Origin of the sequence: Streptomyces sp. NPDC048257, assembly GCF_043201855.1 — a bacterium.
Classification (GTDB): domain Bacteria; phylum Actinomycetota; class Actinomycetes; order Streptomycetales; family Streptomycetaceae; genus Streptomyces.
The window spans coordinates 36,106-60,860 of sequence record NZ_JBICZI010000009.1 but is presented as its reverse complement, the minus strand read 5'-3'; the positions used below and the strand labels follow the sequence as shown (position 1 = coordinate 60,860).

At 72.4% G+C, this 24,755-nt stretch carries 21 protein-coding genes; 9 read left to right on the top strand and 12 right to left on the bottom strand.

The features are described from left to right. Positions 1-26: 26 nt before the first annotated feature. Complete coding sequence (locus ACGFZK_RS19595) at positions 27-1,370, top strand: SWIM zinc finger family protein (protein ID WP_393850128.1); 1,344 nt, start codon at positions 27-29, stop codon at positions 1,368-1,370. A 249-nt stretch (positions 1,371-1,619) separates the two neighbouring features. Beyond that, on the top strand, positions 1,620-3,203 hold the full coding sequence (locus ACGFZK_RS19590) for a DUF5691 domain-containing protein (RefSeq protein ID WP_393850127.1): 1,584 nt from the start codon (positions 1,620-1,622) through the stop codon (positions 3,201-3,203). A gap of 73 nt (positions 3,204-3,276) precedes the next feature. On the opposite strand, the gene ACGFZK_RS19585 is transcribed toward ACGFZK_RS19590, so the two are convergent. Then, entirely contained in the window at positions 3,277-3,678 is a 402-nt protein-coding gene (locus ACGFZK_RS19585) for a cobalamin B12-binding domain-containing protein (protein WP_393850126.1), read from the bottom strand. A gap of 174 nt (positions 3,679-3,852) precedes the next feature. Here ACGFZK_RS19585 and ACGFZK_RS19580 point away from each other — a divergent pair, with 174 nt between their 5' ends. After that, a complete protein-coding gene (locus ACGFZK_RS19580) occupies positions 3,853-4,632 on the top strand; it encodes an esterase/lipase family protein (RefSeq protein WP_393850125.1) in 780 nt (259 codons plus the stop codon). Positions 4,633-4,852: 220 nt separating this feature from the next. Next, positions 4,853-6,376, top strand: coding sequence for a M23 family metallopeptidase (locus ACGFZK_RS19575; RefSeq protein WP_393850124.1), 1,524 nt, complete (start codon positions 4,853-4,855; stop codon positions 6,374-6,376). 81 nt (positions 6,377-6,457) lie between these two features. On the opposite strand, the gene pcrA is transcribed toward ACGFZK_RS19575, so the two are convergent. Next, positions 6,458-8,980, bottom strand: a complete 2,523-nt coding sequence (gene pcrA / locus ACGFZK_RS19570) for a DNA helicase PcrA (RefSeq protein ID WP_393850123.1) — start codon at positions 8,978-8,980, stop codon at positions 6,458-6,460. Between the two features lie 12 nt (positions 8,981-8,992). Continuing rightward, complete coding sequence (locus ACGFZK_RS19565) at positions 8,993-9,352, bottom strand: ArsR/SmtB family transcription factor (protein WP_393850122.1); 360 nt, start codon at positions 9,350-9,352, stop codon at positions 8,993-8,995. 155 nt (positions 9,353-9,507) lie between these two features. Here ACGFZK_RS19565 and ACGFZK_RS19560 point away from each other — a divergent pair, with 155 nt between their 5' ends. Both ACGFZK_RS19560 and ACGFZK_RS19555 read left to right on the top strand, forming a co-directional pair. Then, positions 9,508-9,861 carry a hypothetical protein gene (locus tag ACGFZK_RS19560; protein ID WP_393850121.1) on the top strand — a complete coding sequence of 118 codons (354 nt, stop codon included), beginning with the start codon at positions 9,508-9,510 and terminating at the stop codon, positions 9,859-9,861. A gap of 143 nt (positions 9,862-10,004) precedes the next feature. Further along, on the top strand, positions 10,005-11,063 hold the full coding sequence (locus ACGFZK_RS19555; RefSeq protein ID WP_393850120.1) for an NlpC/P60 family protein: 1,059 nt from the start codon (positions 10,005-10,007) through the stop codon (positions 11,061-11,063). A gap of 11 nt (positions 11,064-11,074) precedes the next feature. Here ACGFZK_RS19555 and ACGFZK_RS19550 read toward each other — a convergent pair whose 3' ends face one another. From ACGFZK_RS19550 to ACGFZK_RS19540, 3 genes are all read right to left on the bottom strand, one after another. Then, positions 11,075-12,178 (bottom strand): alpha/beta hydrolase, encoded by a 1,104-nt coding sequence (locus ACGFZK_RS19550; protein ID WP_393850119.1) that lies wholly within the window; start codon positions 12,176-12,178, stop codon positions 11,075-11,077. A gap of 126 nt (positions 12,179-12,304) precedes the next feature. After that, positions 12,305-13,003 carry a LuxR C-terminal-related transcriptional regulator gene (locus ACGFZK_RS19545; RefSeq protein ID WP_393850118.1) on the bottom strand — a complete coding sequence of 233 codons (699 nt, stop codon included), beginning with the start codon at positions 13,001-13,003 and terminating at the stop codon, positions 12,305-12,307. After that, positions 13,000-14,295, bottom strand: a complete 1,296-nt coding sequence (locus ACGFZK_RS19540) for a PspC domain-containing protein (RefSeq protein ID WP_393850117.1) — start codon at positions 14,293-14,295, stop codon at positions 13,000-13,002. The genes ACGFZK_RS19545 and ACGFZK_RS19540 overlap by 4 nt, the downstream gene beginning before the upstream one ends. A gap of 131 nt (positions 14,296-14,426) precedes the next feature. On the opposite strand from ACGFZK_RS19540, the gene ACGFZK_RS19535 reads away from it, so the two are divergent. Beyond that, positions 14,427-15,755, top strand: coding sequence for a PspC domain-containing protein (locus tag ACGFZK_RS19535; protein WP_393850116.1), 1,329 nt, complete (start codon positions 14,427-14,429; stop codon positions 15,753-15,755). Next, the gene (locus tag ACGFZK_RS19530; protein WP_393850115.1) at positions 15,742-15,966 is read left to right on the top strand and encodes a hypothetical protein; all 225 of its coding nucleotides are present in this window, start codon (positions 15,742-15,744) and stop codon (positions 15,964-15,966) included. The genes ACGFZK_RS19535 and ACGFZK_RS19530 overlap by 14 nt, the downstream gene beginning before the upstream one ends. On the opposite strand, the gene ACGFZK_RS19525 is transcribed toward ACGFZK_RS19530, so the two are convergent. The 4 genes from ACGFZK_RS19525 to guaA form a co-directional block, all read right to left on the bottom strand. Then, positions 15,912-16,427 carry a TQO small subunit DoxD gene (locus ACGFZK_RS19525; RefSeq protein WP_393850114.1) on the bottom strand — a complete coding sequence of 172 codons (516 nt, stop codon included), beginning with the start codon at positions 16,425-16,427 and terminating at the stop codon, positions 15,912-15,914. The two genes, ACGFZK_RS19530 and ACGFZK_RS19525, sit on opposite strands and share 55 nt — an antisense overlap. A gap of 18 nt (positions 16,428-16,445) precedes the next feature. After that, positions 16,446-17,687: a hypothetical protein gene (locus ACGFZK_RS19520; RefSeq protein ID WP_393850113.1), complete on the bottom strand. Its 1,242-nt coding sequence runs from the start codon at positions 17,685-17,687 to the stop codon at positions 16,446-16,448. Positions 17,688-17,804: 117 nt separating this feature from the next. Beyond that, positions 17,805-18,566, bottom strand: a complete 762-nt coding sequence (locus ACGFZK_RS19515) for a class II aldolase/adducin family protein (protein ID WP_393850112.1) — start codon at positions 18,564-18,566, stop codon at positions 17,805-17,807. A gap of 124 nt (positions 18,567-18,690) precedes the next feature. Then, on the bottom strand, positions 18,691-20,277 hold the full coding sequence (gene guaA, locus ACGFZK_RS19510; RefSeq protein WP_393850111.1) for a glutamine-hydrolyzing GMP synthase: 1,587 nt from the start codon (positions 20,275-20,277) through the stop codon (positions 18,691-18,693). 297 nt (positions 20,278-20,574) lie between these two features. On the opposite strand from guaA, the gene ACGFZK_RS19505 reads away from it, so the two are divergent. Next, positions 20,575-20,835 (top strand): chorismate mutase, encoded by a 261-nt coding sequence (locus ACGFZK_RS19505; RefSeq protein WP_393850110.1) that lies wholly within the window; start codon positions 20,575-20,577, stop codon positions 20,833-20,835. Between the two features lie 269 nt (positions 20,836-21,104). On the opposite strand, the gene ACGFZK_RS19500 is transcribed toward ACGFZK_RS19505, so the two are convergent. Both ACGFZK_RS19500 and ACGFZK_RS19495 read right to left on the bottom strand, forming a co-directional pair. Next, positions 21,105-22,757, bottom strand: coding sequence for an LPXTG cell wall anchor domain-containing protein (locus ACGFZK_RS19500; RefSeq protein ID WP_393850109.1), 1,653 nt, complete (start codon positions 22,755-22,757; stop codon positions 21,105-21,107). 189 nt (positions 22,758-22,946) lie between these two features. Further along, a complete protein-coding gene (locus ACGFZK_RS19495) occupies positions 22,947-24,734 on the bottom strand; it encodes a GMC oxidoreductase (RefSeq protein WP_393850108.1) in 1,788 nt (595 codons plus the stop codon). Between the last annotated feature and the right edge of the window lie 21 nt (positions 24,735-24,755).

The following is a 24,755-nucleotide window of genomic DNA, read 5'->3' as shown; positions in this document are numbered from 1 at the left end:
CAGTGGGGGTCTCTACGGTGGTTCACATGACTGATCAGGGGGGCCGCTGGACGGCGGAACAGGTACTGGATCTGGCTCCTGACGATGCCTCACGCAGGGCGGGGGGCAGACTCGGCGGGGCAGGGCCGTGGTTGCAGATCGGAGGTTCCGCTTCCGGTTCGGTGTGGGGGTTGTGCAAGGGCAGCGGGAGCAAGCCGTACCGCACGGTCGTGGACCTGACGGGCCCGGCCTACAAGTGCTCCTGTCCGAGCCGGAAGTTCCCCTGCAAGCACGCGCTGGGGCTGTTGCTGCTCTGGTCGGCGGAGGGGGTCGGCGAGCCGGCCGAGGCGCCGGAGTGGGCCGCGCAGTGGCTGGCCGACCGGGCGGCCAAGGCCGCGCGGCCGGCCGCCGGGAAGGCCGCGCCGGCCGACGAGGAGGCGGCCCGCCGGCGGGCCGAGCGGCGGGCGGCGCGCATCGGCGCGGGCGTCACCGAGCTGGAGCAGCGGCTGGCCGATCTGCTGCGCGGCGGTTTCGCGGGCCAGGACCAGGCCGGGTACGCGGCATGGGAGGAGACCGCGGCCCGGATGGTCGACGCGCAGGCACCCGGACTGGCGGGTCGCGTAAGGGAGTTGGGGACGATACCCAGTTGCGGCCCCGGCTGGCCCGCCCGGATGCTGGAGGAGGCGGCGCTGCTGCACCTGCTCGACCGGGCCTGGCTGGGGGTGGCCGGGCTGCCGCAGGAGCTGGCGGCGACGGTGCGCAGCCGGGTGGGACTGCCGGCCTCCGGGGAGGGGGAGGCCGTACGGGACCGATGGCTGGTGCTCGCCCAGTACGACACGGTGTCGCCGGACGGCCGGCTCACCACCCGCCGGATATGGCTGCGCGGGCTGGCGGGCGGGCGGCCCGCTCTGGTGCTGGACTTCGGGCCGCCCGGGCGGCCGCCGGGGCTGGCGCTGCCGGTGGGACTGGTGCTGGAGGCGGAGATGCGCTTCCGGCCCGGGTCGGCGGGGCTGCGGGCGGACCTCGGTGAGAGGTTCGCGGCGGCCGTGCCGGGCGCGGAGGTTCCGGTCGGGGTGAGCACGGAGGCGGCGCTGGAGGCGTACGGGGCGGCGCTGCGGGAGGACCCGTGGCTGGAGTCCTGGCCGGTGGTGCTCGGGCCGGTGATCCCGATACCGGGAGAGCCCGGCTGGCAGCTGGCGGACGCGGAGGGCGCCTCCGCCCTGCCGGTGCCCCTCACCGGGGGCGGCAGCCGCTCCCGCGGGGGCCTGTGGCAGCTGGCCGCGTTGTCGGGCGGGGGCCCGGTGACGGTGTTCGGCGAATGCGGCCACCGCGGCTTCACCCCTCTGACGGCCTGGCAACCGGGCTCGGACGAGCCGGTCGCCCTGTCCTGACCGGGAACGACGACACGAACACATCGCAGGGGGCCTGGGGGATTCTGTGCCGTCCCACAGGGGCGGCGAGGAGAGGTACGGCGCCGGGGGGCGACGTACGCGCAACGACGAGAAGCCGGGGGGCTCTTATGAACGACAACCACGCCAGCTAGCGCAGGCAGACGGGGACATCGACAGCTCCGGTCCCGTGGAGGGGGCGGGACCGGAGCACGGGACGCGACGAACGACGAGCGACGAGGGAGGGGTCCGATGGACAAGGGTGACGAGGGGTACGGGGAGTGGGAACAGCTGGTGGCCACCGCGCTGCTGGGCACCGATCGGCGCCGGGGCGAGCACCCGGCGGGCTCGCCGGAGGCGCTGCTGGACGCGGCGGCCGTGCACGCCGTACGGCGCCGGGCCGGGCTGCGGCCGGCCGAGGCGGGCCCGCGACCGGAGCCCGCACCCCGGGACCCCCGGCCGGCGCCACCGCAGGCGGCCGGCCGCCGGCTCGCGCAGTTGCTGGCCGGCCGCAGTGGCCCGGTCAACGGCGGCGGCCGGCGCGGGACCGCCCCGGATCTGACGGAGCTGCTGCCCCAGTGGCTGGCCGCGGCCGCGCGGCACGGCTACCGCTCGCCGAACGCGCTCGTACCGGCGCTGCTGGACGCGGCCCGGGCCCGTACGGACCTGCGGCCGCAGGCACTGGCCCTGGCCGGCACGCGGGGGCTGTGGCTGGCGCGGCTGAATCCGGACTGGCGGTTCGCCCTGCGCGGCGGGGCGGGCGGCGCCGGTGAGTTGCCGGACGTGACGGACCGGGCGGGGGTGGAACGACTCTGGCAGGAGGGGCTGTTCGCGGAGCGGGTCGCCCTGCTCGGCGCCGTACGGGCGCACGAGGCGGCGGCCGCGCCGCGGCTGCTGATGACGACCTGGGCCACCGAACGGGCCGAGGACCGGCTGATGTTCCTCGATTCGCTGAGGGTGGGGCTGTCGCAGGAGGACGAGCCCTTCCTGGAGGCGGCGCTCGGTGACCGCAGCCGCAACGTCCGCGCCACGGCCGCCGAACTGCTCTCCGCGCTGCCGGCTTCGGCGCTGGCCGGCCGGATGGCAGAGCGCGCGCTGGCCTGCGTCGGCCCGGAGGGGGTGGATCCGCCGGCCGAGTGCGATGCGGGGATGCTCCGCGACGGGGTGGTCAAGCGGCCGCCGGCCGGGCGCGGGGAGCGGGCCTGGTGGCTCGGCCAGTTGGTGGAGGCGGCTCCGCTGTCGTGCTGGCGGGCACGGTTCGGGGGGCTCGACCCGGCGGAGATAGTGGCGCTGCCGGTGGCCGCGGGCGACGGCTGGACGGAGGAGCTGCACGCCGCGTGGTGCCGGGCCGCTGTGCGCCAGCGCGACGCAGCGTGGTCGCGGGCCCTGCTCGGCCCGGCGTCGGCGCCGCCCGCTGCGGGTCCGGGCACGGCCTCGCTCGCGGAGCGGGCCAAGCTGCTGGAGACCCTGCCGGACGCCGAACGGGCGGAGTGGGTCGCGCAGTTCATACGGGCGCACGGGCTGTCGGAGGCGTTCCAGCTGCTCGGGGTGTGCGTGGTGCCGTGGGCGGGGGCACTGGGCCGCGCGGTCGTGGACGCGCTGGACTCGGCCCGGGACGCGGGCAGCTACCCGTGGAGCTTCAGCGGGGTGATGGGCTTGGCGGAGCGCTGCCTCGACCCCGCGGAGGCGGGCCGGCTGGAGGCCCTGACCGCGGCCGCGGAGGACCTGCCGGACGCGGCTCCCGGCGCGGCCGCCTACTGGGCGGAGGCCTTCACGCGGCTGGTGGCCACCCTCCGGCTGCGCGCGGCGATGCTGGCGGAACTGGCCCCGGCCTGACCTGCCGGGGCTGGGCGGGGACGCGTTGGCGTGCCCGCCCGGCCTCGCCCGGTCCCGGGCGGGGCCGGTCCCGCTACTGGCGGACGTGGGCGCGGACCCACTCCACGATGGCGGTGGTGGTCGCGCCGGGGGTGAAGATCTCGGCCACGCCCTTCTCCTTCAGGGGGGCGATGTCGTCCTCCGGAATGATGCCGCCGCCGAAGACCTTGATGTCCTCCGCGTCGCGCTCCCTGAGGAGTTCCAGCACGCGCGCGAAAAGCGTGTTGTGGGCGCCGGAGAGGATCGAGAGGCCGATCGCGTCGGCGTCCTCCTGGATGGCGGTGTCCACGATCTGCTCGGGGGTCTGGTGGAGGCCGGTGTAGATGACCTCCATGCCCGCGTCCCGCAGCGCCCGCGCGATCACCTTGGCCCCGCGGTCGTGGCCGTCGAGACCCGGCTTGGCCACCACCACACGGATCGGACCGGTCACACCCATCGCACTGCCTCCCGAGTGAACGAACGTTAAGTACAGCATCGCGCACGCCGCCGTTTCGCGGTCAACCACGAGGGGGAAATCACACGTGGGACGGCATTGCGCCACCGTGCCGACAGCCGCACGGCACGGTGGCGCGACAGCCGGAGTCCCACCAAGGCTCAGGGGAGGCCGTCGATGGGGCTGTTCATACCCATGTCCATGCCCTTGTCCGGCGCCGCGCTGCGGGCCGGCGCGCTCGAGGTGGTGGTGCTCGGCGGGCACCTCCTGCTGTACCCCACCGGAGTGTGCCAGGAGAAGGTCACCGTCCGCCCGCCCGCGACACGGCCGCCCATCCTCCTCCTCCACGGATTCACCGACAACCGGTCCGTCTTCGTCCTGCTCCGCCGCGCCCTGGGAGCGGGGGGCCGCCACGTGGAGGCGTACAACTACTCGCCCTTCACCCTCGATCTGCGCGTCACCGCCCGCCATCTCGCCCGGCGTGTCGAGGAGCTGTGCGAGCGCACCGGACAGGAGCGGGTGGAGCTGATCGGGCACAGCCTGGGCGGACTGGTCGGCCGGTACTACGTGCAGCGCCTCGGCGGCGACGCCCGCGTCCGGACCCTGGTCACCCTCGGCACCCCGCATTCCGGCACGCGGGTCGCCCCCTTCATGGACGCGCACCCGCTGGTGCGGCAGATGCGGCCGGACTCCGAGGTGCTGACCGAGCTGGCCGCGCCCGCGCCCGGCTGCACCACCCGGTGCGTGGCGTTCTGGAGCGAGTTCGACGCGCTGATGGCCCCGGTCGGGTCCGCGCGCATCGAACACCCGGATCTGCGTGTGGAAAACGTGCAGGTCACCGGTATCGGACATCTCGCACTGCCCGCCCACCCGGCCGTCATCACGGCGGTCCGGCGCGCCCTCGACGGGCCCGGTCTGACCGCCGTCACGGGCTCGGACACCGCCTCCGTCGCCTAGCCGACGAGCAACCAGCAGTCGAACGGATTTCGAACTCAAGGCCAAGGGTGCGTCTTTCGGCGACCGAAAGACGGCCGAATGCCCGGTTCCGGAGATCTGGAGCCCCGGCGAAGATTGTCGATGCGAGTAACCGCCGGGTACAGTCACGCCACTGCTCTCCTCCGGTGAACCTTGAGTTCCCGGCCACCCAGGCCCCACTGCCGAGGCGAAAGAGAAGTTGGTGAACGACCGCCCCTCGTCGGGCCAGTACCCGGATGCCGGGTATGACGGCCTTTCCACCACCGCTTTCGCTGGTGACTCGACCTACGTTTCCTACGAAACGCAGGGCCAGGGGGTCAACTACGCCGCCTACGGCTCCTATGACACCGGCGCGTACGACACCACGGCGTGGACCTCGCAGGACCCTTACATGTCCACGATCCCGACCCAGGCCGCCCCCGAGGACACCACCGGGAGCTGGGACGCGAACGCCTGGAACACGCCGAGCACGGACTACTCCGGCTACACCGGGTACCAGCAGCCCTCCTTCGGCTACGACACCTCCGGCGAGCAGACCGGGCACTGGGCGATGCCGGGCTACGGCACCACCGCCGCCGAGACCGGCGCCTACGACGCCACCGCCTGGAACACCGTCGCCGAGACCCCGGCGCAGCCCGAGGCCGCCTACGCCTACGAGTACCAGCCCGCGCCGGCCCCGGCTCAGCAGGAGTACACGTACGAGGCGACCTCCGTCGGCTACGCCTACGGGACCCCGACCGGGACGTACAGCGAAACCGCCGTCTTCGAGGTGCTCTCCGACGAGACGCCCCAGGCCCACGCGCTGCACGAGGTCCAGGACCTGCACGAAGTCCACGAGTTGCCCAAGGTCGACGAGCTGCCCGAGGTCCACGCACTGGCCGAGGTCCACGACCTCCCCACCCAGGCCATGCCCGTGACCACCGCCCCGCGCACCGCGCGCCGGACCGCCGCCAAGGCGGGCGGCGGCAGCGGCAGCGGCAACAGCAGCCGGCGCCGCAGCCCGGCGAAGCGTTCCGCCCTGCTGACCGTGGCCGTTCCCTCCGCCTGCGTGATGGGCGTCGCGGGTGTCGCGGCCGCCTCCGTCGGCGGCCTCACCGGCACGGACCGGCCCGCCGACGACACCACCACGATGGCCGCGCCCGACCCGGCCTCGGTGAAGCCGGTCGCGGCGAACACCAAGCTCGACACCCAACTGGTCGCGCTCAGCGCCGACGCGGGCGACTTCGCTGACCGCGCGAGCCGCACGCAGGAGCGCATCGACCTGCGCGAGCGCCAGGAAGAGGAAAAGAAGAAGAAGGCGGAGGAGGCCGCGGCCAAGGAGGCCGCCCGCCCCAAGTTCGCCATCCCCGTCGAGCAGCACGGCCTCAGCGCCAACTTCGGGCAGGCCGGCGGCATGTGGATGTCGGTGCACACCGGCATCGACTTCCCGGTCTCCTACGGAACCCCGGTCATGGCGGCCACCGACGGCACCGTGCGCACCCAGTACAACAGCGCGTACGGGAACATGGCCATAGTGACCGCGCCCGACGGCACCGAGACCTGGTACTGCCACCTCAGCTCCACCAAGATCCGCGGCGGCAAGGTCAAGGCGGGCGACGTCATCGCCTACTCGGGCAACTCCGGCAACTCCACCGGCCCGCACCTGCACTTCGAGGTCCGGCCCGGCGGCGGCTCCGCGATCGACCCCCTGGCGTGGCTCCGCAGCCACGACCTGGACCCGCGCTGACCACCGGGCCCCCCGAAGCACCAGCACCGCGTACGCCGAAGGCCGCGTAGCCCGAGGGCCGCGCGGCCTTCCGCCGCCCTCCTACAGCTTCTGCACCGGCGCGTACCGCAGCAGCAGCCGCTTGGGCTTGTCGTCCCCGAAGTCGATGGTGGCCTGCGCGTCCGCGCCCGCTCCCTTGACCTCCATGACGGTGCCGAGCCCGAACTGGTCGTGCGTGACCCGGTCCCCGACCACCAGGGCGATGACCGGCTTGTCGGCGGCCCGCCGCGTCGCGAATCCGGACGGCCCCGACTTCGTACGCGACGAGGACAGGAACGCCTCCGGCGAGGTGCCGAACGTCGCCTTCCCCGAGCCGGACGAGGACGATCCGTACCCCGAGCTCCGCATCGGACCGGCCGGCTTCTGCGTAGCGCCCGTCCGCTTCCACTGGAGGTACTCGGCCGGAATCTCCTCCAGGAACCGCGACGGCGGGTTGTACGAGGGGGTGCCCCACGCGCTGCGCATGCTCGAGCGGGTCAGGTACAGCCGCTCGCGCGCCCGGGTGATGCCCACGTACGCGAGGCGGCGCTCCTCCTCCAGCTCCTTGGTCTGGCCCAGCGCCCGCATGTGCGGGAAGACCCCGTCCTCCATGCCGGTCAGGAAGACCACCGGGAACTCAAGGCCCTTCGCGGTATGCAGGGTCATCAGCGTGATGACGCCCGTGCCCTCCGTGTCCTCGTCCGGGATCTGGTCGGAGTCGGCGACGAGCGCGACCTGCTCCAGGAACTCGGCCAGGGTGCCGGGCCCGGGAGCCGGGGCCCCGGTCTCGGCGGCCTCGGCCGCCGCGGCCTCGCGCGCCTGCTCGAACTCCAGCGCCACCGCCGCGAGCTCCTGCAGGTTCTCGATCCGGGTCTCGTCCTGGGGGTCGGTCGACGCCTGGAGTTCGGCGAGGTAGCCCGTACGCTCCAGCACCGCCTCCAGCACCACCGCCGGGCCCGCGCCCGAGTCGACGATCGTGCGCAGCTCCTCCATCAGCACGTTGAACCGCTTCACCGCGTTGGTGGAGCGCGCGGCCATGCCGAAGGCCTCGTCCACGCGCCGCAGCGCCTGCGGGAAGGTGATCTTCTCGCGCATCGCGAGGGCGTCGATCATCGCCTCGGCGCGCTCGCCGATTCCGCGCTTGGGCACGTTCAGGATGCGCCGCAGCGGGACGTTGTCCTCCGGGTTCGCCAGCACGCGCAGGTACGCGAGGACGTCGCGGACCTCCTTGCGCTCGTAGAAGCGGACGCCACCGACGACCTTGTAGGGCAGGCCGACCCGGATGAAGATCTCCTCGAACACACGCGACTGCGCGTTCGTCCGGTAGAAGATCGCGACGTCGCCGGCCTTGGCGTCGCCCGCGTCCGTCAGCCGGTCGATCTCGTCGGCGACGAACTGCGCCTCGTCGTGCTCGGTGTCCGCGACGTAGCCCGTGATGACGGCGCCGGTGCCGGCCTCGGTCCACAGGTTCTTGGCGCGGCGGTTCTCGTTGCGCTCGATGACCGCGTTGGCGGCGGAGAGGATCGTCTGCGTGGAGCGGTAGTTCTGCTCCAGCAGGATCGTCGTCGCGTCCTTGTAGTCCTCCTCGAACTGGAGGATGTTGCGGATGGTCGCGCCGCGGAAGGCGTAGATCGACTGGTCGGCGTCACCCACCACGCACAGCTCGGCCGGGGGCAGGTCCGGGTAGCCGGTACCGACCAGCTCGCGCACCAGGGTGTACTGCGCGTGGTTGGTGTCCTGGTACTCGTCGACCAGGACGTGCCGGAAGCGGCGCCGGTAGTGCTCGGCGACGTCCGGGAACGCCTGGAGCAGGTGGACCGTGGTCATGATGATGTCGTCGAAGTCGAGGGCGTTGGCCTCGCGCAGCCGCCCCTGGTACATCGCGTACGCCTGGGCGAGCGTCTTCTCGAAACCGTCGGCGGCCTGGTCGGCGAAGGCTTCCTCGTCGATCAGCTCGTTCTTCAGGTTCGAGATCTTGGCGTTGAAGGCCTTCGGCGGGAACTTCTTCGGGTCCAGGTCCAGGTCGCGGCAGACGAGCGCCATGAGGCGCTTCGAGTCGGCCGCGTCGTAGATCGAGAACGAGGACGTGAAGCCGAGCCGCTTGGACTCGCGGCGCAGGATGCGCACGCACGCGCTGTGGAAGGTGGAGACCCACATGGCGTTGGCGCGCGGGCCGACCAGGCCCTCGACGCGCTCCTTCATCTCACCGGCGGCCTTGTTGGTGAAGGTGATCGCCAGGATCTGGCCGGGGTGGACGTTCCGCGCGGACAGCAGGTGCCCGATGCGGTGGGTCAGCACCCGGGTCTTGCCGGAGCCGGCGCCGGCCACGATGAGCAGCGGGGAGCCCGCGTGCACCACGGCGGCCTTCTGCTCCGTGTTGAGCCCGTCCAGGAGCGCCGCCGGGTCGATGACGGGCCTGGGGGCGCCGTCCCGGTAGTACGCATCCCCGCTCATGGGCACGTCGAACCGGCCCCCGAAGAGATCGTCCGCGCCCGTTTCCGGGGCGGCGTGGTCCTCGGGCGGCGGCGGGACCTCGTCGGAGGGGGTGAGGTCGGCCAGGAAACTGTCGTCAAAGAGGCTGCTCATCGCCTTCCGAGTTTAGGGGGCGGGACCGACAGCCGGTTCCGCCCCGGGAAATTCCCCCGAGGGGAGGGCCTTGCCCAGCACGATCTGCAGCAGGCCGGGGAAGCTTCGCTCCAGGTCGTCACGGCGCAGCGCGAGGTAGAGCTTGCGGCCCTGGGGTCGCTGGCAGATCACGCCGCTCTCGCGCAGCGTCTTGAGGTGGTGCGTGACGCTCGACCTGGGCAGGTCCGGTACGACCTCCCCACAGAAGGCCTCGCGACTGGTGGCGAGCTTGCGGACGATCTCCAGCCGGACGGGATGCCCGAGCGCGGCGAGGACCTCGACCAGTTCGATGCGGTCGGCGGCGGGGTGGGTCGGATCGGCTGCGGCAGGCATGCCCTCACTGTACGCAGATCTCGTACGGACAACGCGCATGATCATCGCCCCCGCCACACCGGCGAACCGGCCTATTTCCGCGGCTGAGGAGGCCCTCCGCTCCACCCCTGCGGCCGGTGGAAAGCCGCCCGGGACCACCCCGTACGCTCGACGCCATGGACGTACTCATCAATGTCTTCGTCGGCCTGCACATCATCGGGATCGCCTCGCTCCTCGGCGGCTTCCTGACCCAGACGAAGGCGATGAGCGCGGGCACTGCCCGCTTCACGCCCGCCATGCTGCACGGCGCGCTCACCATGCTCGTCACCGGCGTGCTCCTGGTCGGCTTCAACCAGATCGACGGGACGCCGGTCAACAACGTCAAGGTCGGCGTGAAGCTCGCGATCCTCTTCGTGATCCTCTGCCTCGTCTACGTCAAGCGCGACGAGGAGCGGGTGGAGAAGGGGCTGTTCGCAGCGGTCGGCGGGCTGACCGTGATCAACATCTTCATCGCCGTTCTCTGGCACTGACCCGCACCGGAGCGATCCATTCCGGTCCTGAGCGGCCAGCTCCGGTCGCATCGAGCCACTTACGATCATCTCGTCATCCGCCCGTTACCTCCGGGTCTAGCGTCCTCCTCCAAGCACCGACAGAGGAAGGACGTGAGGCCCTCGTGGCCAGTCATCGAAAGCCCAGGCAGCGCACGCTCTCCGGCGGCACGGCACGGACGACCGCCGCCACCCTCGCCCTCGCGGGCGCTGCCACCGCCACCGCCTTCGAAGGCACCTCCCAGGCCGACCCCCGGCCCACCCCCGCCCAGGTCAAGTCGGAGGTGGACCGGCTCTACGAGGAGGCCGAGGCGGCGACCGAGCGGTACAACGGGGCGAAGGAACAGGCGGACGAGGCCGAACGCGCGCTGACCGGACTGCGCGAGGAGACCGCCCGCAAGACCGACCAGCTCAACACCGCCCGCAGCGCGCTCGGAACGCTCGCCGCCTCCCAGTACCGCAGCGGATCCCTGGGCACCGCCGTACAGCTCGCGCTGGCGTCCGACCCGCAGGAGTACCTCTCCCAGGCCTCCTTCATCACCCGCGCCGGCGACCGCAACGCCGCCGGGATCAGCACCGTGCGCCGCCGGCTCGACGAGGTCGGGAAGCTGCGGGAGCAGGCCACCGGACACCTCGCCGACCTCCGCTCCCGGCAGGACGAACTCGCCGGCCACAAGGCCGTGATCGAGAAGAAGCTCGCCGCCGCCAAGAACCTGCTGGCCCGGCTCACCGCCGAGGAGCGGGCCGCCTACGAGGCCCAGTCGTCCGGCGGACCGGCCGCCGCACCCGCCGCCCCGAAGGGCAGCACGCCCGCGCCCCCGCCCGCCGCCGACGGCTCGCGCGCGGCCCGCGCCGTGGCCTTCGCGTACGGGGCGATCGGCAAGCCGTACGTCTGGGGCGCTACGGGCCCGGGGTCCTTCGACTGCTCCGGCCTGACCCAGGCGGCCTGGCGCTCGGCCGGGGTCTCCCTGCCCCGCACCACCTACACCCAGATCAACGCCGGCCGGCGCGTGTCCCGCGACCAGCTGGCCCCCGGCGACCTGGTGTTCTTCTACTCCGGGGTCACCCACGTCGGCCTCTACATCGGCAACGGCCAGATGATCCACGCCCCGCGCCCCGGATCGACCGTCCGGCTGGCGCCGCTCGACTCGATGCCCTGGGCCGGCGCCTCCCGCCCCGCGTAGGACCGGACCGGCTACGGCTTCTTGACCACCGTGCTCAGCCAGCCGAAGGTCTGCGGCAGCTGCCTGGACCACGATTCGAGGTTGTGGCCGCCGACGACCTTCTCCGCGTGCACCACGGTCGGGGTCTTCGCGATCGCCTTGAGGTCCGTGCCGGACAGGTAGCCGTCGTGCTCGGCGCCCGACATCCACAGCGCCACCGCCGGCGGGGTGGGCGCGGTCTGCAGGAGGTGCTTCAGGTTGTGCGTGCGGCGCAGTTCCGGGTCCTTGGCGACCAGTGAGGAGGGTTCCTGACCGGGGTCGTTGTAGCCGGACAGGGAGACGGCCGCGCTGTAGCGGTCGGGGTGGGCGATCGCCAGCTTGGCTGCGCAGTAGGCGCCGGCCGAGTATCCGGCCACGCCCCAGGTGCGGGCCTCGTCCGAGGCGCGGAAGTTGTCGACGACCATCTTGCGGACGTCGACGCTGAACCAGCTGTCCGCGTTGACCTTGCCGGGGATGTTGGCGCAGCCGGTGTCGCCGTTTCCGACGAGCATGGCGCGCGGCGAGACCAGGATGAACGGATGCACCTTGCCGCTCTTCATCAGCGGCTCCAGCACCTCGTGCGCCTTGAGCCCCTGGAACCAGGACTTCCCCGTCCCCGGTATGCCCGGTATCAGCTCGACCACCGGGAACTTCTTGTCCTTGTAGGCCGGATCGTCGTACTGCGGCGGCAGCCACACCATGACGTCGCCCTTGACCCCCGAGATCTTGCCGTCGAGCTCGGTCTTGCGGACCCGCCCGCCGAGGCCCTCCACCGGCTGGAACTGCTGGAGCACCTTCGGGGCCTCTTCGACCTTCTTGCCGCCGAGCCCGTCCGGGCCGAGGTCGGGGGCGGCCGTGACGTACTTGCCGGTGCCGAACAGATCTCCCCAGGAGGCATAGAAGTGCTCGGCCCGGTTGACCGCGACGAACACCACGGCGACGGCTGTGACCTGGGCGAACACCACCATCAGCGCGCGCAGCGCGGTGCGTGCGACGGCAGGGCCGCGCACCTTGCTCCACACGGCCAGCGGAAGGATGACGGCGATCGCGGTCAGCGCGATCACCGCCACGAAGAAGGGGGTCCCCGTCAAGCTCATCACGCCACCGTAGAGGGCGGGGTGAGCCCTCCCGGTTGCCCGTCCGACCTGCGGTGTCGGTCACACCGCAGGTCGGGCGCCGGGTGTCAGGGGCCGGGTGTCAGGGGCCGGGCGTCACACCGGGTGTCACACCAGGCGGCGGGCCGTGGCCCAGCGGGTCAGCTCGTGCCGGTTGGACAGCTGGAGCTTCCTGAGCACGGCCGAGACGTGCGACTCCACCGTCTTCACCGAGATGAACAGCTGCTTGGCGATCTCCTTGTACGCGTACCCGCGCGCGATCAGCCGCAGCACCTCGCGCTCGCGCTGGGTGAGCCGGTCCAGGTCCTCGTCCACCGGCGGCGCGTCCGTCGAGGCGAACGCGTCGAGGACGAAGCCCGCCAGCCGCGGCGAGAACACCGCGTCGCCGTCCTGCACGCGGAAGACCGAGTCCACCAGGTCGGTGCCGGTGATGGTCTTGGTGACGTACCCGCGCGCACCGCCCCGGATGACCCCGATGACGTCCTCGGCCGCGTCCGACACCGACAGCGCCAGGAACCGTACCGGGTTCTCGGCCGCCCCCATCAGCGGGGCGCAGCGCCGCAGCACCTCGACGCCACCGCCGCCGGGCAGGTGCACGTCGAGCAGGACCACCTCGGGCCGGGTGGCGGTGATGACGGTGACGGCCTGGTCGACGTCGGCGGCCTCGCCGACGACCTCGACGCCGGTCCGCCCGGTCTCGCCGATCTCGGCCTGTACTCCCGTGCGGAACATCCTGTGGTCGTCGACGAGCACCACCCGGACGCGCCTGGTCTCCCCCGCGCCTGCGTTCTCTCCGGACTCGGTCATGCTGTGTTCGCCGCCCTCTCCATCTCCAGCTCGACTTCCGTGCCGCCGTCGGGCGCGGACCGCAGCCGTGCGGTCCCGCCGTTGCGCTGCATCCGGCCGATGATCGATTCTCGTACGCCCATCCGGTCGCCCGGTACCGCGTCGATGTCGAAGCCGGGTCCACGGTCCCGTACGGACACGAACACCGTCTGCCCCTCCACCTCCGCGTACACCTGTACCGGCCCGCCCTCGCCACCGTACTTGGCGGCGTTGACCATCGCCTCGCGCGCGGCCTGGACCTGTGCCGCCAGCCGTTCGTCGAGCGGGCAGTCGCCGACGACCACGACCTCGATCGGGACGCCGTGGTGGTCCTCCACCTCGGCGGCGGTCTTCTTCACGGCCTCCGCGAGGGTGGCCGGCTCCTCCGCCTCGTCCTTGCCGGTGCCCTCGGGCTTGTAGAGCCAGTTCCGCAGTTCGCGTTCCTGCGCCCGCGCGAGGCGGCGTACCTCGGAGACGTCCTCCGCGTTGCGCTGGATCAGGGTGAGGGTGTGCAGCACCGAGTCGTGCACGTGGGCGGCGACCTCGGCGCGCTCCTGGGCGCGGATGCGCATCAGGCGTTCCTCGGAGAGGTCCTGCGTCATCCGGATCAGCCAGGGTCCGGCGAGCAGGGCCACGCCGACGAGGACGGCGAGGGTGGCGGTGAGGACGTTGCCGAGCTGCGCGGCGGAGCCCCGTACGACGATGAAGACGGTCAGGCCCACCCCGACCAGGGCGACACCGGCGAGGGCCCGGGCGGCCTGCAGGAGGCGCCCGTGCCGTCCGGCGGCCGCGGACCAGTGGGCGCGGCGGGCGTTGTCGGCCTGCCGCCATACGAGCACCACTCCGGCCCCGACCAGCAGCGTCGGCCACACGTACCTGCCGGACTCGCCGCCGAACTGGACCTTGGAGATGAAGATGCCCGCGCCGATGAACAGGGCGATCAGCGCGGTGATCTGCCCGCGGTCGGGTTTGCGCAGCCGGCGGGTGCCGTCGGGGAGGGTCTCGAAGAAGGAGCGGTGCCCGGTCCGGCCGCCGACGCCGAGCGGTACGAAGACCCAGAACGCGGCGTAGAGCAGCACGCCGAGCCCGTCGCCCCACATGAACAGCAGGAGGAACGCGAGCCGGACCCAGATCACGGGCAGCCCCAGGTGCCCGGCGAGACCGCGCGCGACACCGCCGAGCATCCGCCCGTCCGCGCTGCGGTAGAGCTTGCGCTGCGGCACTTCGTCGGCGTCCGGTGCGTGCGGGGTGCGGGAGGCGGCGGCTACGGGCATGTCACCAAGGGTCACATGCCCGGCGGGGGCCGGGCATCAGGGCATCCCCCCACTTCCACCGGGGGGATATCAGGGTTGCACCAGGGTAGGGCCGGATGCCGCGCGCTTCCGCGGGCCGTCACCATGGACCCATGACCGAAGTACACGACGCCCCGCCGGCCGAGCCCGGGGCCCCCCGGGCCGCCGATGCCAGGCCACCCCTGCGCCGCAGCAAGCGCGACAAGGTCCTGGCGGGCGTGTGCGGCGGTCTCGGCCGGTACTTCGACCTGGACCCGGTGGTCTTCCGCATCGTGCTCGGTGTCCTCGCGGTCACCGGCGGCGTCGGGCTGATCTTCTACGGCTTCGCGTGGCTGCTGCTCCCCCAGGAGGGCGAGGAGGACAGCGAGGCGAAGAAGTTGCTGGCCGGCCGGGTCGAGGGTGCCACGCTGGCGGCGGTGTTCGCCGCGCTGGTGGGCTGCGCGCTGTTCCTGTCGATGCTGGACAACGGCGGGCTGGCGGCCTTCTCGGTGCTGGTCGTCCTGGCGCTGGGCGGGGCCGCGTACTGGTCGCAGCGGCAGCGGCACACCTGCCCGCCCGAGGCGCAGGCGCCCGAGCCGGGCGGCGGCGGCGCCCACCGCACCCCCCTCTCGCCCGCCCCGCCGGAGACGCAGGCGCCGCCCACCCCCGGTGGTCCCTCCTGGTGGCGGGACCCGCTGGTCAAGGACGGTACGACCGGCCCGGTCGGCGGGACGGGATACCTGTGGGGGCCCGACGACAGCGCCGAGCCGGCGGCGGACGGGCGCATCCCGGAGTCGGCCGCGAAGGCGCCCGTCGCCCCGGCCCGCCCGCGCGGCGGCATCGGCGGCCGGGTCTTCGTCCTGGCGCTGCTGGCCGGGATCGCGGGGACCGCCGTCGACTGGGAGGGCCATCCGCTGGGCGAGGCCCTGCAGACGGGGCTCGCGGCCGCGCTGATCGTCTTCGGTCTGGGACTCGCGGTCAGCTCCCTGCTGGGCCGCACCGGCTTCGGCACGATCGTGCTCGCCGTGTTCACCTCGGGGCTGCTCGCGGGGGCGGCCGTACTGCCCCGGGAGATCGGCACGGACTGGCAGCGGGTCGAGTGGCGTCCGGCCGCGGTGGCCGACGTACGGCCCGTGTACGAGGCGGGCACCGGGCTCGCCACCTTGGACCTGAGCCGCCTGGACGTGCCGAAGGGCACCACCGTGGCCGTCGAGGCCACGATCGACGCGGGCCGGCTCAAGGTGGTCCTGCCGCGGGAGGTCACCGCGCAGGCCGATGTCACGATCGGGCGGCTGGGTGACGTGCAGATGCCCGGGGACCGCGCGGACCGCATCGAGCGGACCGGAAAGCAGAACCGTACGGAGACCCTCGCGCCGGCTGCCGGCACCGAGGCCGGCGGAACGATCGACCTGCACCTCACTGCGGGTATCGGACAGGTGGAGGTGGCCCGTGCGGCGTCATGAGTTCCAGCCGGGACGGCTGATCGCGGGGCTGGTCCTGGTGGTGGCGGGCGGGCTCCATCTGCTCGACAACACCGGCCGGGCGGACCTGCCCTGGTTCGCGATCATCCCGATGACCATGGGCGGGCTCACGCTCGCCGCACTGGTGGGGCTGGTGACCTACGCCGTACGCCGGGACAGGCGCGACCGGATCACCGAGTCCAGCGACAGGTAGGGCGCCCCGGCGAGGATCAGCGGGATCCACGCCATCATGTAGATCAGGTCGTTGCCGTAGTAGTACGGGGTCACCGCCCACGACACCGTGAACCACAGGCTGAGCGCGATCAGCGCCCCGCCGACGGCCGCGATACGGGTCAGCAGGCCCACCAGGGCCCCGAGGCCGACCAGGATCTCCCCGATGGCCAGGGCGACGGCGAAGCCGACGGGCGAGTTCAGCGCCAGGTCCACCAGGGCGGGAGTGGCGGAGGTGTCGCGCACCCCGCGCATCAGGTCGCCGATCGAGCCCTCGCCGGAGGCGGAGAGGAACGCCGGATCGGTCAGCTTGTCGATCCCCGCGTACACGAAGGTCACGCCGAGGAAGATCCGCAGGGGCAGCAGCGCGTGCCGGGAAGCGAGCTCACGCAGCCCGACCGCGTCGCGAGGGGCATCGATTTCAAGAACATCGGTTCGGTTCACGCGACATGTGTACCCCGATCACTCGGCAACATCGATGGTGCAGCGGTTGGATTCCACCCCGGCGGCCGTGACCACCTGGATCTCGACGCGCCCCGGCTCCACCTCCGCCGGGACCGGCACCGTCAGCACGGCGTCGGAGGGATTGGTGAAGCCGCCCGCCACCGGGACCAGCGGCACGTGCACGTGCACCGCCCCGACCCTTACCACCAGACGGGCCAGCATCTCCGGCGTCTGCGCCCCGGGCGGCACGAAGCCCACCCCCCGGATCTCGATGTCGTCCCCGGGGCGGACGGCCGCGTCCAGATCCCCGGGCTCCCGTCTGCGCACCACCGACAGCACCAGCGGACGGCTGCCTTCCGCGTACTTCGCCGCCAGGTACACCGCGGCCGACAGCGCCACCAGCAGGGCCAGCGCCCACGGCAGCTGCGGCAGCCGGTCCGGGAAGCGCGCCAGCGACGCCGCCGCGTAGCCGAGCACCACCGTCGAGACGAGCACGTACTGCGCGTCCGGGAAGCTGCCGCGGCCCGCGTCGTCCGTCAGCAGGTCCGCCCCGCGCGGCCGGTCGGCCGGCAGCTTCTGCAGCCGCTGGCCCACGATCCGTACGGAGACCACCCGGCGCACCAGCACCGCCACGGCCGAGGTCAGCGAGACGACCGCCAGCAGCGGCAGCGCCCGGTCCAGTGCGAGGCCCGCGTACAGCGCCTGCCGCTCGGGCCCGGGCGACGAGGCGGCCAGCCGCAGCGCCGGCAGCAGCGTGGCGAAGGCCGTCAGCACCACCCAGGCGCTGGGCACCGCCTTCGAGGTGGACAGCCGGTTGTCCTCGCCGACCAGCGGGGCCAGCAGCCCGCCGCGCACCGACTGGGCGCGGGCCGCGACCGTGAGCAGACCGGCCAGCACCAGGGCGGCGAGCAGCCCGGCGGTGCGGGCCGTGGACCAGCCGGTGCCGAGGGCGGCGGCGACCTGGACCACCAGCAGGACCCCGGCGGCGATCCAGACGGCGAGGACGGCCCGCCGCGAGAACAGGTACAGCCAGGAGTCCCCGGCCTCCCGGCCCCGGTCGGCGACCGTGCGGGCCGACAGGGTCAGCTCGTCGGAGACCCACTGCCGGGACGCGCCGAGCGAGTGGGCCACGGCGGCCGGCACCCCCTGCCCGGAGGCGAACTCGTCGCGCTTCTCCAGGAACGCCGCGACCGCACGGCGGTGGCCCTCCCGCACGCACTCCTCGCAGGCGCAGGCGGCCGTATGGGTACTTCGGGACATCTCTTGGACAGCCACGTACGTGCCGCCTCTCTGAACTACGGTGCGATGCCAGCGAATTGTGCACCACTGCGGCAGTGCTCCGGATTGCGCACGATGTCAGAGCAGGTGATTAACGGTTCATGATGTTGACGCCACCAGTTCCCTGAGCGGCTGGTAGCTCACCCAGGCGGCCAGATCGGACCCGAACCGCTCGCGCGTCAGGGCCGCGGCACGGTGGTCGATGGGCACCGGCTTCCCGGCGGCGCGGGCGATCAGCTGCACCTGCGCGGCCCGTTCCGCTTCGATGAACCACCAGGCCGCGGCGTCCACCGAGTCCCCGACCGTCAGCAGCCCGCGGTTGCGCAGGACCAGTGCCTTGTACGGGCCGAGCGCGAGCGCGGTCCGGCCGGGCTCGTCGGCCCCGGAGTACTCGTCGAGCAGCGCGTGGTCCTCGTAGAAGGCGCAGGCCTCCTCGGTGATCGGGGCCAGCAGCTCCCCCAGGGCCGCGAGGGCACGGCCGTACGGGGCCTGCGCGCGGACGACGGCGACGACCTCGGGGCGCCGCCGGTGGACCGCCGCGTGCACGGCGAAGGCCAGCTGGTTGACCCGGCGCCCGCCCCGGAGCACCCGCCCGTCCCCGTCGACCAGCAGCAGGTCGTCGGCGGTGAGGGCGGCGAAGGCCCGGCCGAAGGGGTTCACCCAGTAGCAGTCCTCGAACTCCGGGTCCCGTGCGGTGATCTGGCCCGCCACCCCGTCCTCGTACCCGAGGCGCCCCAGCAGCCGCAGTGCCTCGGCGAGCCGCTCCTTGCGGTGGGCCCGCGCCGCATCGACGGTGTCGTGCACGGGCGGCATCTCGAAGCCCAGCCGCTCCACGGGCACGGGTACGGGCTGGTCCGGCATGGGCGCTCCCTCGAACGGCTCGGCTCGCCGCGCAAGGTACCCGGGGCCCTGCCAAGTGGCCAGAGAAAGGGCGAAGCCGCCGCCCCGGGTACGGGACGGCGGCTTCGTGACGATCCGGGTGGGACTACTCCCACTCGATGGTGCCCGGGGGCTTGCTCGTGCAGTCCAGGACCACCCGGTTCACCTCCGGCACCTCGTTGGTGATGCGGGTCGAGATCCGGGCGAGCACCTCGTACGGCATGCGCGTCCAGTCCGCGGTCATCGCGTCCTCGGAGGAGACGGGGCGCAGGACGATCGGGTGGCCGTAGGTACGGCCGTCGCCCTGGACGCCGACGCTGCGGACGTCCGCGAGCAGGACGACCGGGCACTGCCAGATCTCGCGGTCCAGGCCGGCCGCGGTGAGCTCGTGGCGGGCGATGGCGTCGGCCTCGCGGAGCAGGTCCAGGCGCTCCTTGGTGACCTCGCCGACGATGCGGATGCCGAGGCCGGGGCCCGGGAAGGGCTGGCGCTGGACGATCTCGTCGGGCAGGCCGAGCTCCTGGCCGACCATCCGGACCTCGTCCTTGAACAGCTGGCGCAGCGGCTCGACGAGCTCGAACTCGATGTCGTCGGGGAGGCCGCCCACGTTGTGGTGGGACTTGATGTTGGCGGTGCCGGTGCCGCCGCCGGACTCGACGACGTCCGGGTACAGGGTGCCCTGGACCAGGAAGGCCACCGCCGGGCCGTCCTCCTGGAGGATCTCCAGCTGGGCCTGCTCGAAGACGCGGATGAACTCGCGGCCGATGATCTTGCGCTTGGTCTCCGGGTCGGAGACCCCAGCCAGCGCGGTCAGGAAGCGCTCCTGCGCGTCGACGACCTTCAGCTGCACGCCGGTCGCGGCGACGAAGTCCTTCTCGACCTGCTCGGTCTCGCCCTTGCGCATCAGGCCGTGGTCGACGTAGACGCAGGTCAGCTGCGAGCCGATGGCCTTCTGTACGAGGGCCGCGGCGACCGCGGAGTCCACGCCGCCGGAGAGGCCGCAGATGGCGCGCTTGTCGCCGACCTGCTCGCGGATGGCCGCGATCTGCTCCTCGACGATGTTGCCGGTGGTCCAGGTGGGGGCGAGGCCCGCGCCGCGGTAGAGGAAGTGCTCGAGGATCTGCTGGCCGTGCGTGGAGTGCATCACCTCGGGGTGGTACTGCACGCCGTACAGCTTCTTCTCGTCGTTCTCGAAGGCCGCGACCGGGACGACGTTCGTCGACGCGGTGACGCTGAAGCCCTCGGGGGCGGCCGAGCAGGCGTCGCCGTGGGACATCCACACCGACTGGTTGTCGGGGGTGCCCTCGAAGAGGGTGGAGCCGGACTTGGAGACGGCCAGCGGGGTGCGGCCGTACTCGCGGGCGCCGGTGTTGTCGACCCGGCCGCCGAGGCTGACGGCCATCAGCTGGAAGCCGTAGCACATGCCGAAGACGGGGACGCCGGCCTCGAAGATCGCGCGGTCGAGCTGGGGGGCACCCTCCTCGTACACGGAGGACGGACCGCCGGAGAGGATGATCGCCTTGGGGTTCTTGGCCAGCATCTCGTCGACCGGCATCGAGCTCGGCACGATCTCGCTGTAGACCCGTGCCTCGCGGACGCGGCGGGCGATGAGCTGGGCGTACTGGGCGCCGAAGTCGACGACGAGAACCGTGTCCGGGGCGCTGTCGTGGGCGGCGGAGGGTGCTTCTGGCACGGGGCGGCCTTCCGGCGGAAGAGGTGGCTGTTTTGTCGATTCTACCGGGGGATGCCGGGCCCTCTTCGTCTCACCATCCGAATCGGCTTGGCCCCGGGGCGGGCGGGGGGTAATAATCCGTCCCATGCGCAAGCAGCTGAGCTTCCTCTTTACCTATGGCACCGGCCGGTCCGGTCGCCATGGGTCCTCGTGATGCTCGCTTGAGCCACTGACTTCCCGGAAGCGCCCCGGTCCGACAGGACCGGGGCGCTTCCGCGTTTCCTCTCCTGCCGGCCACGACCCCCAGGAGAGAACACCATGAGCGTCACCACCACCCCCGAGCAGCTGATCGCCGACTCCCGTACGCGCATCGACGCCCTGGACGACCGGATCATCGGCCTGATCCAGGAGCGGATGGCCGTCTCCACCGTCATCCAGGACGCCCGGATCACCTCCGGCGGCCGCCGGGTGCACCTGTCGCGTGAGATGGAGGTGCTCTCGCACTGGAGCGACGCCCTCGGCAAGCCCGGCACCGCCCTCGCCATGACCCTGCTGGAGCTGTGCCGGGGCCGCGTGTGACGGTTGTTCGTCACTCGTCCGGACCGTGACCGTCCCCAGGGCGCTTCGTTGGTGAGGATGTCCGCGTCAGCCAGCCGCGGAACCGCAACACCACGCGTGGATCCGCTGGAGCGATGAGACGCACGCCCCGTGGGGCGTGCGTCGTGGGACCTCGCTCCTTCGCGTGACCGGACGGCAGGGGACAGCAGCCCGGTCACCCCGTAAAGGACGGCCGGCCCGGGGGACGCCCCGGGCCGGCCGTTCTGCCTGCTCGCTGCCTGTGCGCGCGGTTACGCGTGCCCGCCCGCCTTGCGGCGGAACGCCAGGAACAGCCCGCCGCCGGCCGCCAGGAGCACCGCGCCGCCGAGCGCGATCGCCTGGGCGGAGGTGCCGGTGGAGGCGAGGCCGCCGTTCGCCGTGACACCGGTGCCGGTGGCCGAGGCGGTCGCCGTCGCGGTCGCGGTCGGCGTCCCGGAAGTGGTCGGGCTCGGCGTGACCGAGGTGGTCGGGGTCGGGGCCGGGCCGCCGTCCTTCGCGTTGATCACGAAGGCGGCCTTGTTGTTGGCGTGGTTCGGGTCCCAACGCTGGCCGGTGGTGCCCTCCGGCGTCCACTGGCCGACCGTGACGGAGCCCTTGGCGTCCGCCACGACCGTCTCGATCCGCAGCTCGAACGGGTAGGAGAACGTCTCCCTCTCCCCCACCACGTGGCCGGTGGAGCAGAAGTAGCGCGGCGCCCCCAGGGTCTGCTCGCGGTGGGTGCCGTCCGCGTTGACCCCCGTGCAGCCGGCCGGGACCTTGGTGACCTTCGCGCCCGCCGGGATCACGATGTCCGTCCGGGCGACGTCCTCACCGGAGCGCAGGTACGCGACCCACGCGGGGCCGTTGTTGCGGAAGCCGAAGTCGGCCCGCACCGTCTCGCCGGCCTTGCCCTTGAGGGAGGCGCCCGTGGCCACCAGGTCGGCGGTGTTCTTCGTCGCGAAGTCGAACTCCTGGATGTTGTCCCAGGGGTCGAGGTCACCCGATCGCGGGGCGGCCTGGGCCGTGGCCTTGGCGGCCTGCTTGGCCGCGGCCAGCTTCTTGCCGCCGGCCGGCGTGCGCTGCTTGCCCGTCTTCGGCTGGTCGCCGGCCGCGTACACCGCGTAGGTCAGCCCGTCGATGAAGGCGTGCGGGGCGGCCTTGAGGGTGAGCGAGCCGTCCACGCCGTAGGTCGCGCCCGGCTCGTACTCGCCCTCCAGGAGGCACTGCACCGTGCTCCAGCCGGTGTTCCACGGCTGGTCCGCCCTGGTGTCGTCGGAGTAGGAGCAGTTGTCGTACTGCTCGACCAGGCCGATGCCGTGCGTGGTGCGCAGTTCGAGGACGACGCCGTTGACCGGGTCCGTGCCCTCGTTGGCGAAGACGATCGGCAGGTTCTGCTTGTCGCCGGGCTTCAGCTCCGCCTTCAGCCTGGCCTTCTCCAGCACCAGGTCGGGGCCGCCGACGCGCACCTTGGTGGTGGCGGTCTTGAAGGTGGCGCCCTCTGCCTGGCCGGTGACCGTCAGGTTCGCGCTCGCGCCGACCTTGCTGTCCTTGGCCGCGCTGAGGTCGAGGTCGACGACGGTGGTGTCGCCCGTCCACAGCGCCCAGCGCTTGCAGGTCACGGCCGTGGCCGTGAGCGTGCAGTCCGCGCCCTGCTCCTGGGCGAGCTTCACGTCGGCGACGCCCTTGAGCGCCTGCAGGTCGATCGTGAAGGTGCTCTGGCGGCCGAACGTCTGGGTGGAGTCGTTGACGACCCGGAACTCCACCGAGGTCTTCTGCGGCTCGCCGCTCTGCCCGGGGTGCGGGCGCAGACCGATCTCGGCCGGTCCGGCCAGGGTGAAGACGGGGTCCGCGGCGTGTGCGGGAGTGGTGGCCAGGCCCAGGGCCACGAGGCCACAGGCAGCCAGCAAAGAGATGCGCTTTCTCATGCAGCCGTTGACTGTCGAGCGTCAGTCGCAGTTGCACACTTCACTGTGTGATCGACACCACAGCCCGCCCGGGGGGATTCCGGTACAACCATCAAGGCTGAACATCTGTCACGTATGTACCGCGGTGGGCACCGCGCTCGGAGGGGGAGCGCGGTGCCCACCGCTGTCACACGACCGGTTCCGGATTCCTCACGGCTGACGCGGCGGAACCTCCGGGACCGCGAGGAACGGCAGCCGCAGCGCGCCGAAGGCCTCCTTCGGGACCGCCGGACGGACCGGCTCCACCGCGTCCAGGCGGACGTACGCCGTTCCCTGCTCGGGCCGCGGGTCCCGCTCGCCCTTGTTCGGCCAGTACGACATCGCCCGTTCCGCCTGCGCGGTGATCGTCAGCGACGGATTCACCCCGAGGTTCGCGGAGACCGCCGACCCGTCCACCACCGAGATGCCCGGGTGCCCGTAGAGCCGGTGGTACGGGTCCACCACGCCCTCCTCGGGCGAGGCCCCGATCGGGCAGCCGCCCAGGAAGTGCGCGGTCAGCGGGGTCCCCATCAGCTCGCCGATGTTGCTGCCCGGGAAGCCGTTGATCTCCTCGGCCAGCAGGGTCGCGGCCTGCGTGGCCTCCGCGATCTGGACCGGGTTCGGGGCGCCGTGGCCCTGGCGGGCGGTGAGCAGCCCCTTCCCGATCCCGCCGGGCTTGCGGTAGGTGGTCAGCGAGTTGTCCAGGGACTGCATGACCAGGCCGATGATGGTCCGCTCCGACCAGCGCCGGTTGGACAGCGAGCGTGCCAGCTGCACCGGGTGCCGCACGGTCCGGCCCAGCCAGGCCCGGACCCGGTGCCTGCTGTGCGGGACCTGCAGGACGGTCATGAACCCCATGGCGTTGGAGCCCTTGCCGTAGCGGACGGGCTCGATGTGGGTGTCGGCGTTGGGGTGCACGGAGGAGGTGATCGCCACGCCCCGGGTGAAGTCGGCGCGCTGCTCCGTGCCGGCGCCCGCGCCGTGCCGCCTGCGGTAGCGGCGGTCGTCGGTCTGCGCGCCGACCAGGCCCTCGGAGTTGGTCCGGGTCAGCTCCCCGAGCCGCTGCGAGAGGCGCGGGAGCTCGCCGCGGTCCTTCATGGTGTGCAGCAGGGTCTGCGTGCCGTAGGTGCCCGCCGCGACGACGACGTGCCGGGCGCGCAGCACCTTCGCCCGGCCCCTGCGGCGGCCGTCGGTGGGGACGGTGCGGACCCGGTAGCCGCCCTCGGGGTGGTCGGAGAGCGCGGTGACGGTGGTCATCGGGTGGATGACGGCCCCGGCGTGCTCGGCGAGGTGCAGGTAGTTCTCGTTCAGGGTGTTCTTCGCGCCGTGCCGGCAGCCGGTCATGCACTCGCCGCACTCGGTGCAGGCCTTGCGGGTGGGGCCGGCGCCGCCGAAGTACGGGTCGGGGACCTCCTCGCCGGGCCGGACCTTCCGCTGACCTTCGGCGTCGTCGCCGTCCCCGAAGAAGACGCCGACCGGGGCCATGTGGAAGGAGTCCGCGACGCCCATCTTCTCGGCGGCCGCCTTGAGGTGGACGTCGGAGGGGGTCATGGTCGGGTTCAGGCGCACCCCGAGCATCCGCCTGGCCTGCTCGTAGTAGGGGGCGAGTTCCTCGCGCCAATCGGTGATGGACGCCCACTGCCGGTCCTCGAAGAAGGCGGTGGGCGGCACGTACAGGGTGTTGGCGTAGTTGAGCGAGCCGCCGCCCACGCCGGCGCCCGCGAGCACCATCACGTTGCCGAGCAGGTGGATCCGCTGGATGCCGTACAGCCCGAGGGCCGGGGCCCACAGGTAGTTGCGCAGGTCCCAGCTGTTCTTCGGCAGGCCCTCGCGGGTGAAACGGCGCCCTGCCTCCAGGACGCCGACCCGGTAGCCCTTCTCGGTCAGGCGCAGCGCCGAGACCGATCCGCCGAAGCCCGATCCGATGACGATGACGTCGTAGTCGTACGAATCAGACACGGTGCTGCCCCTTAACGGATT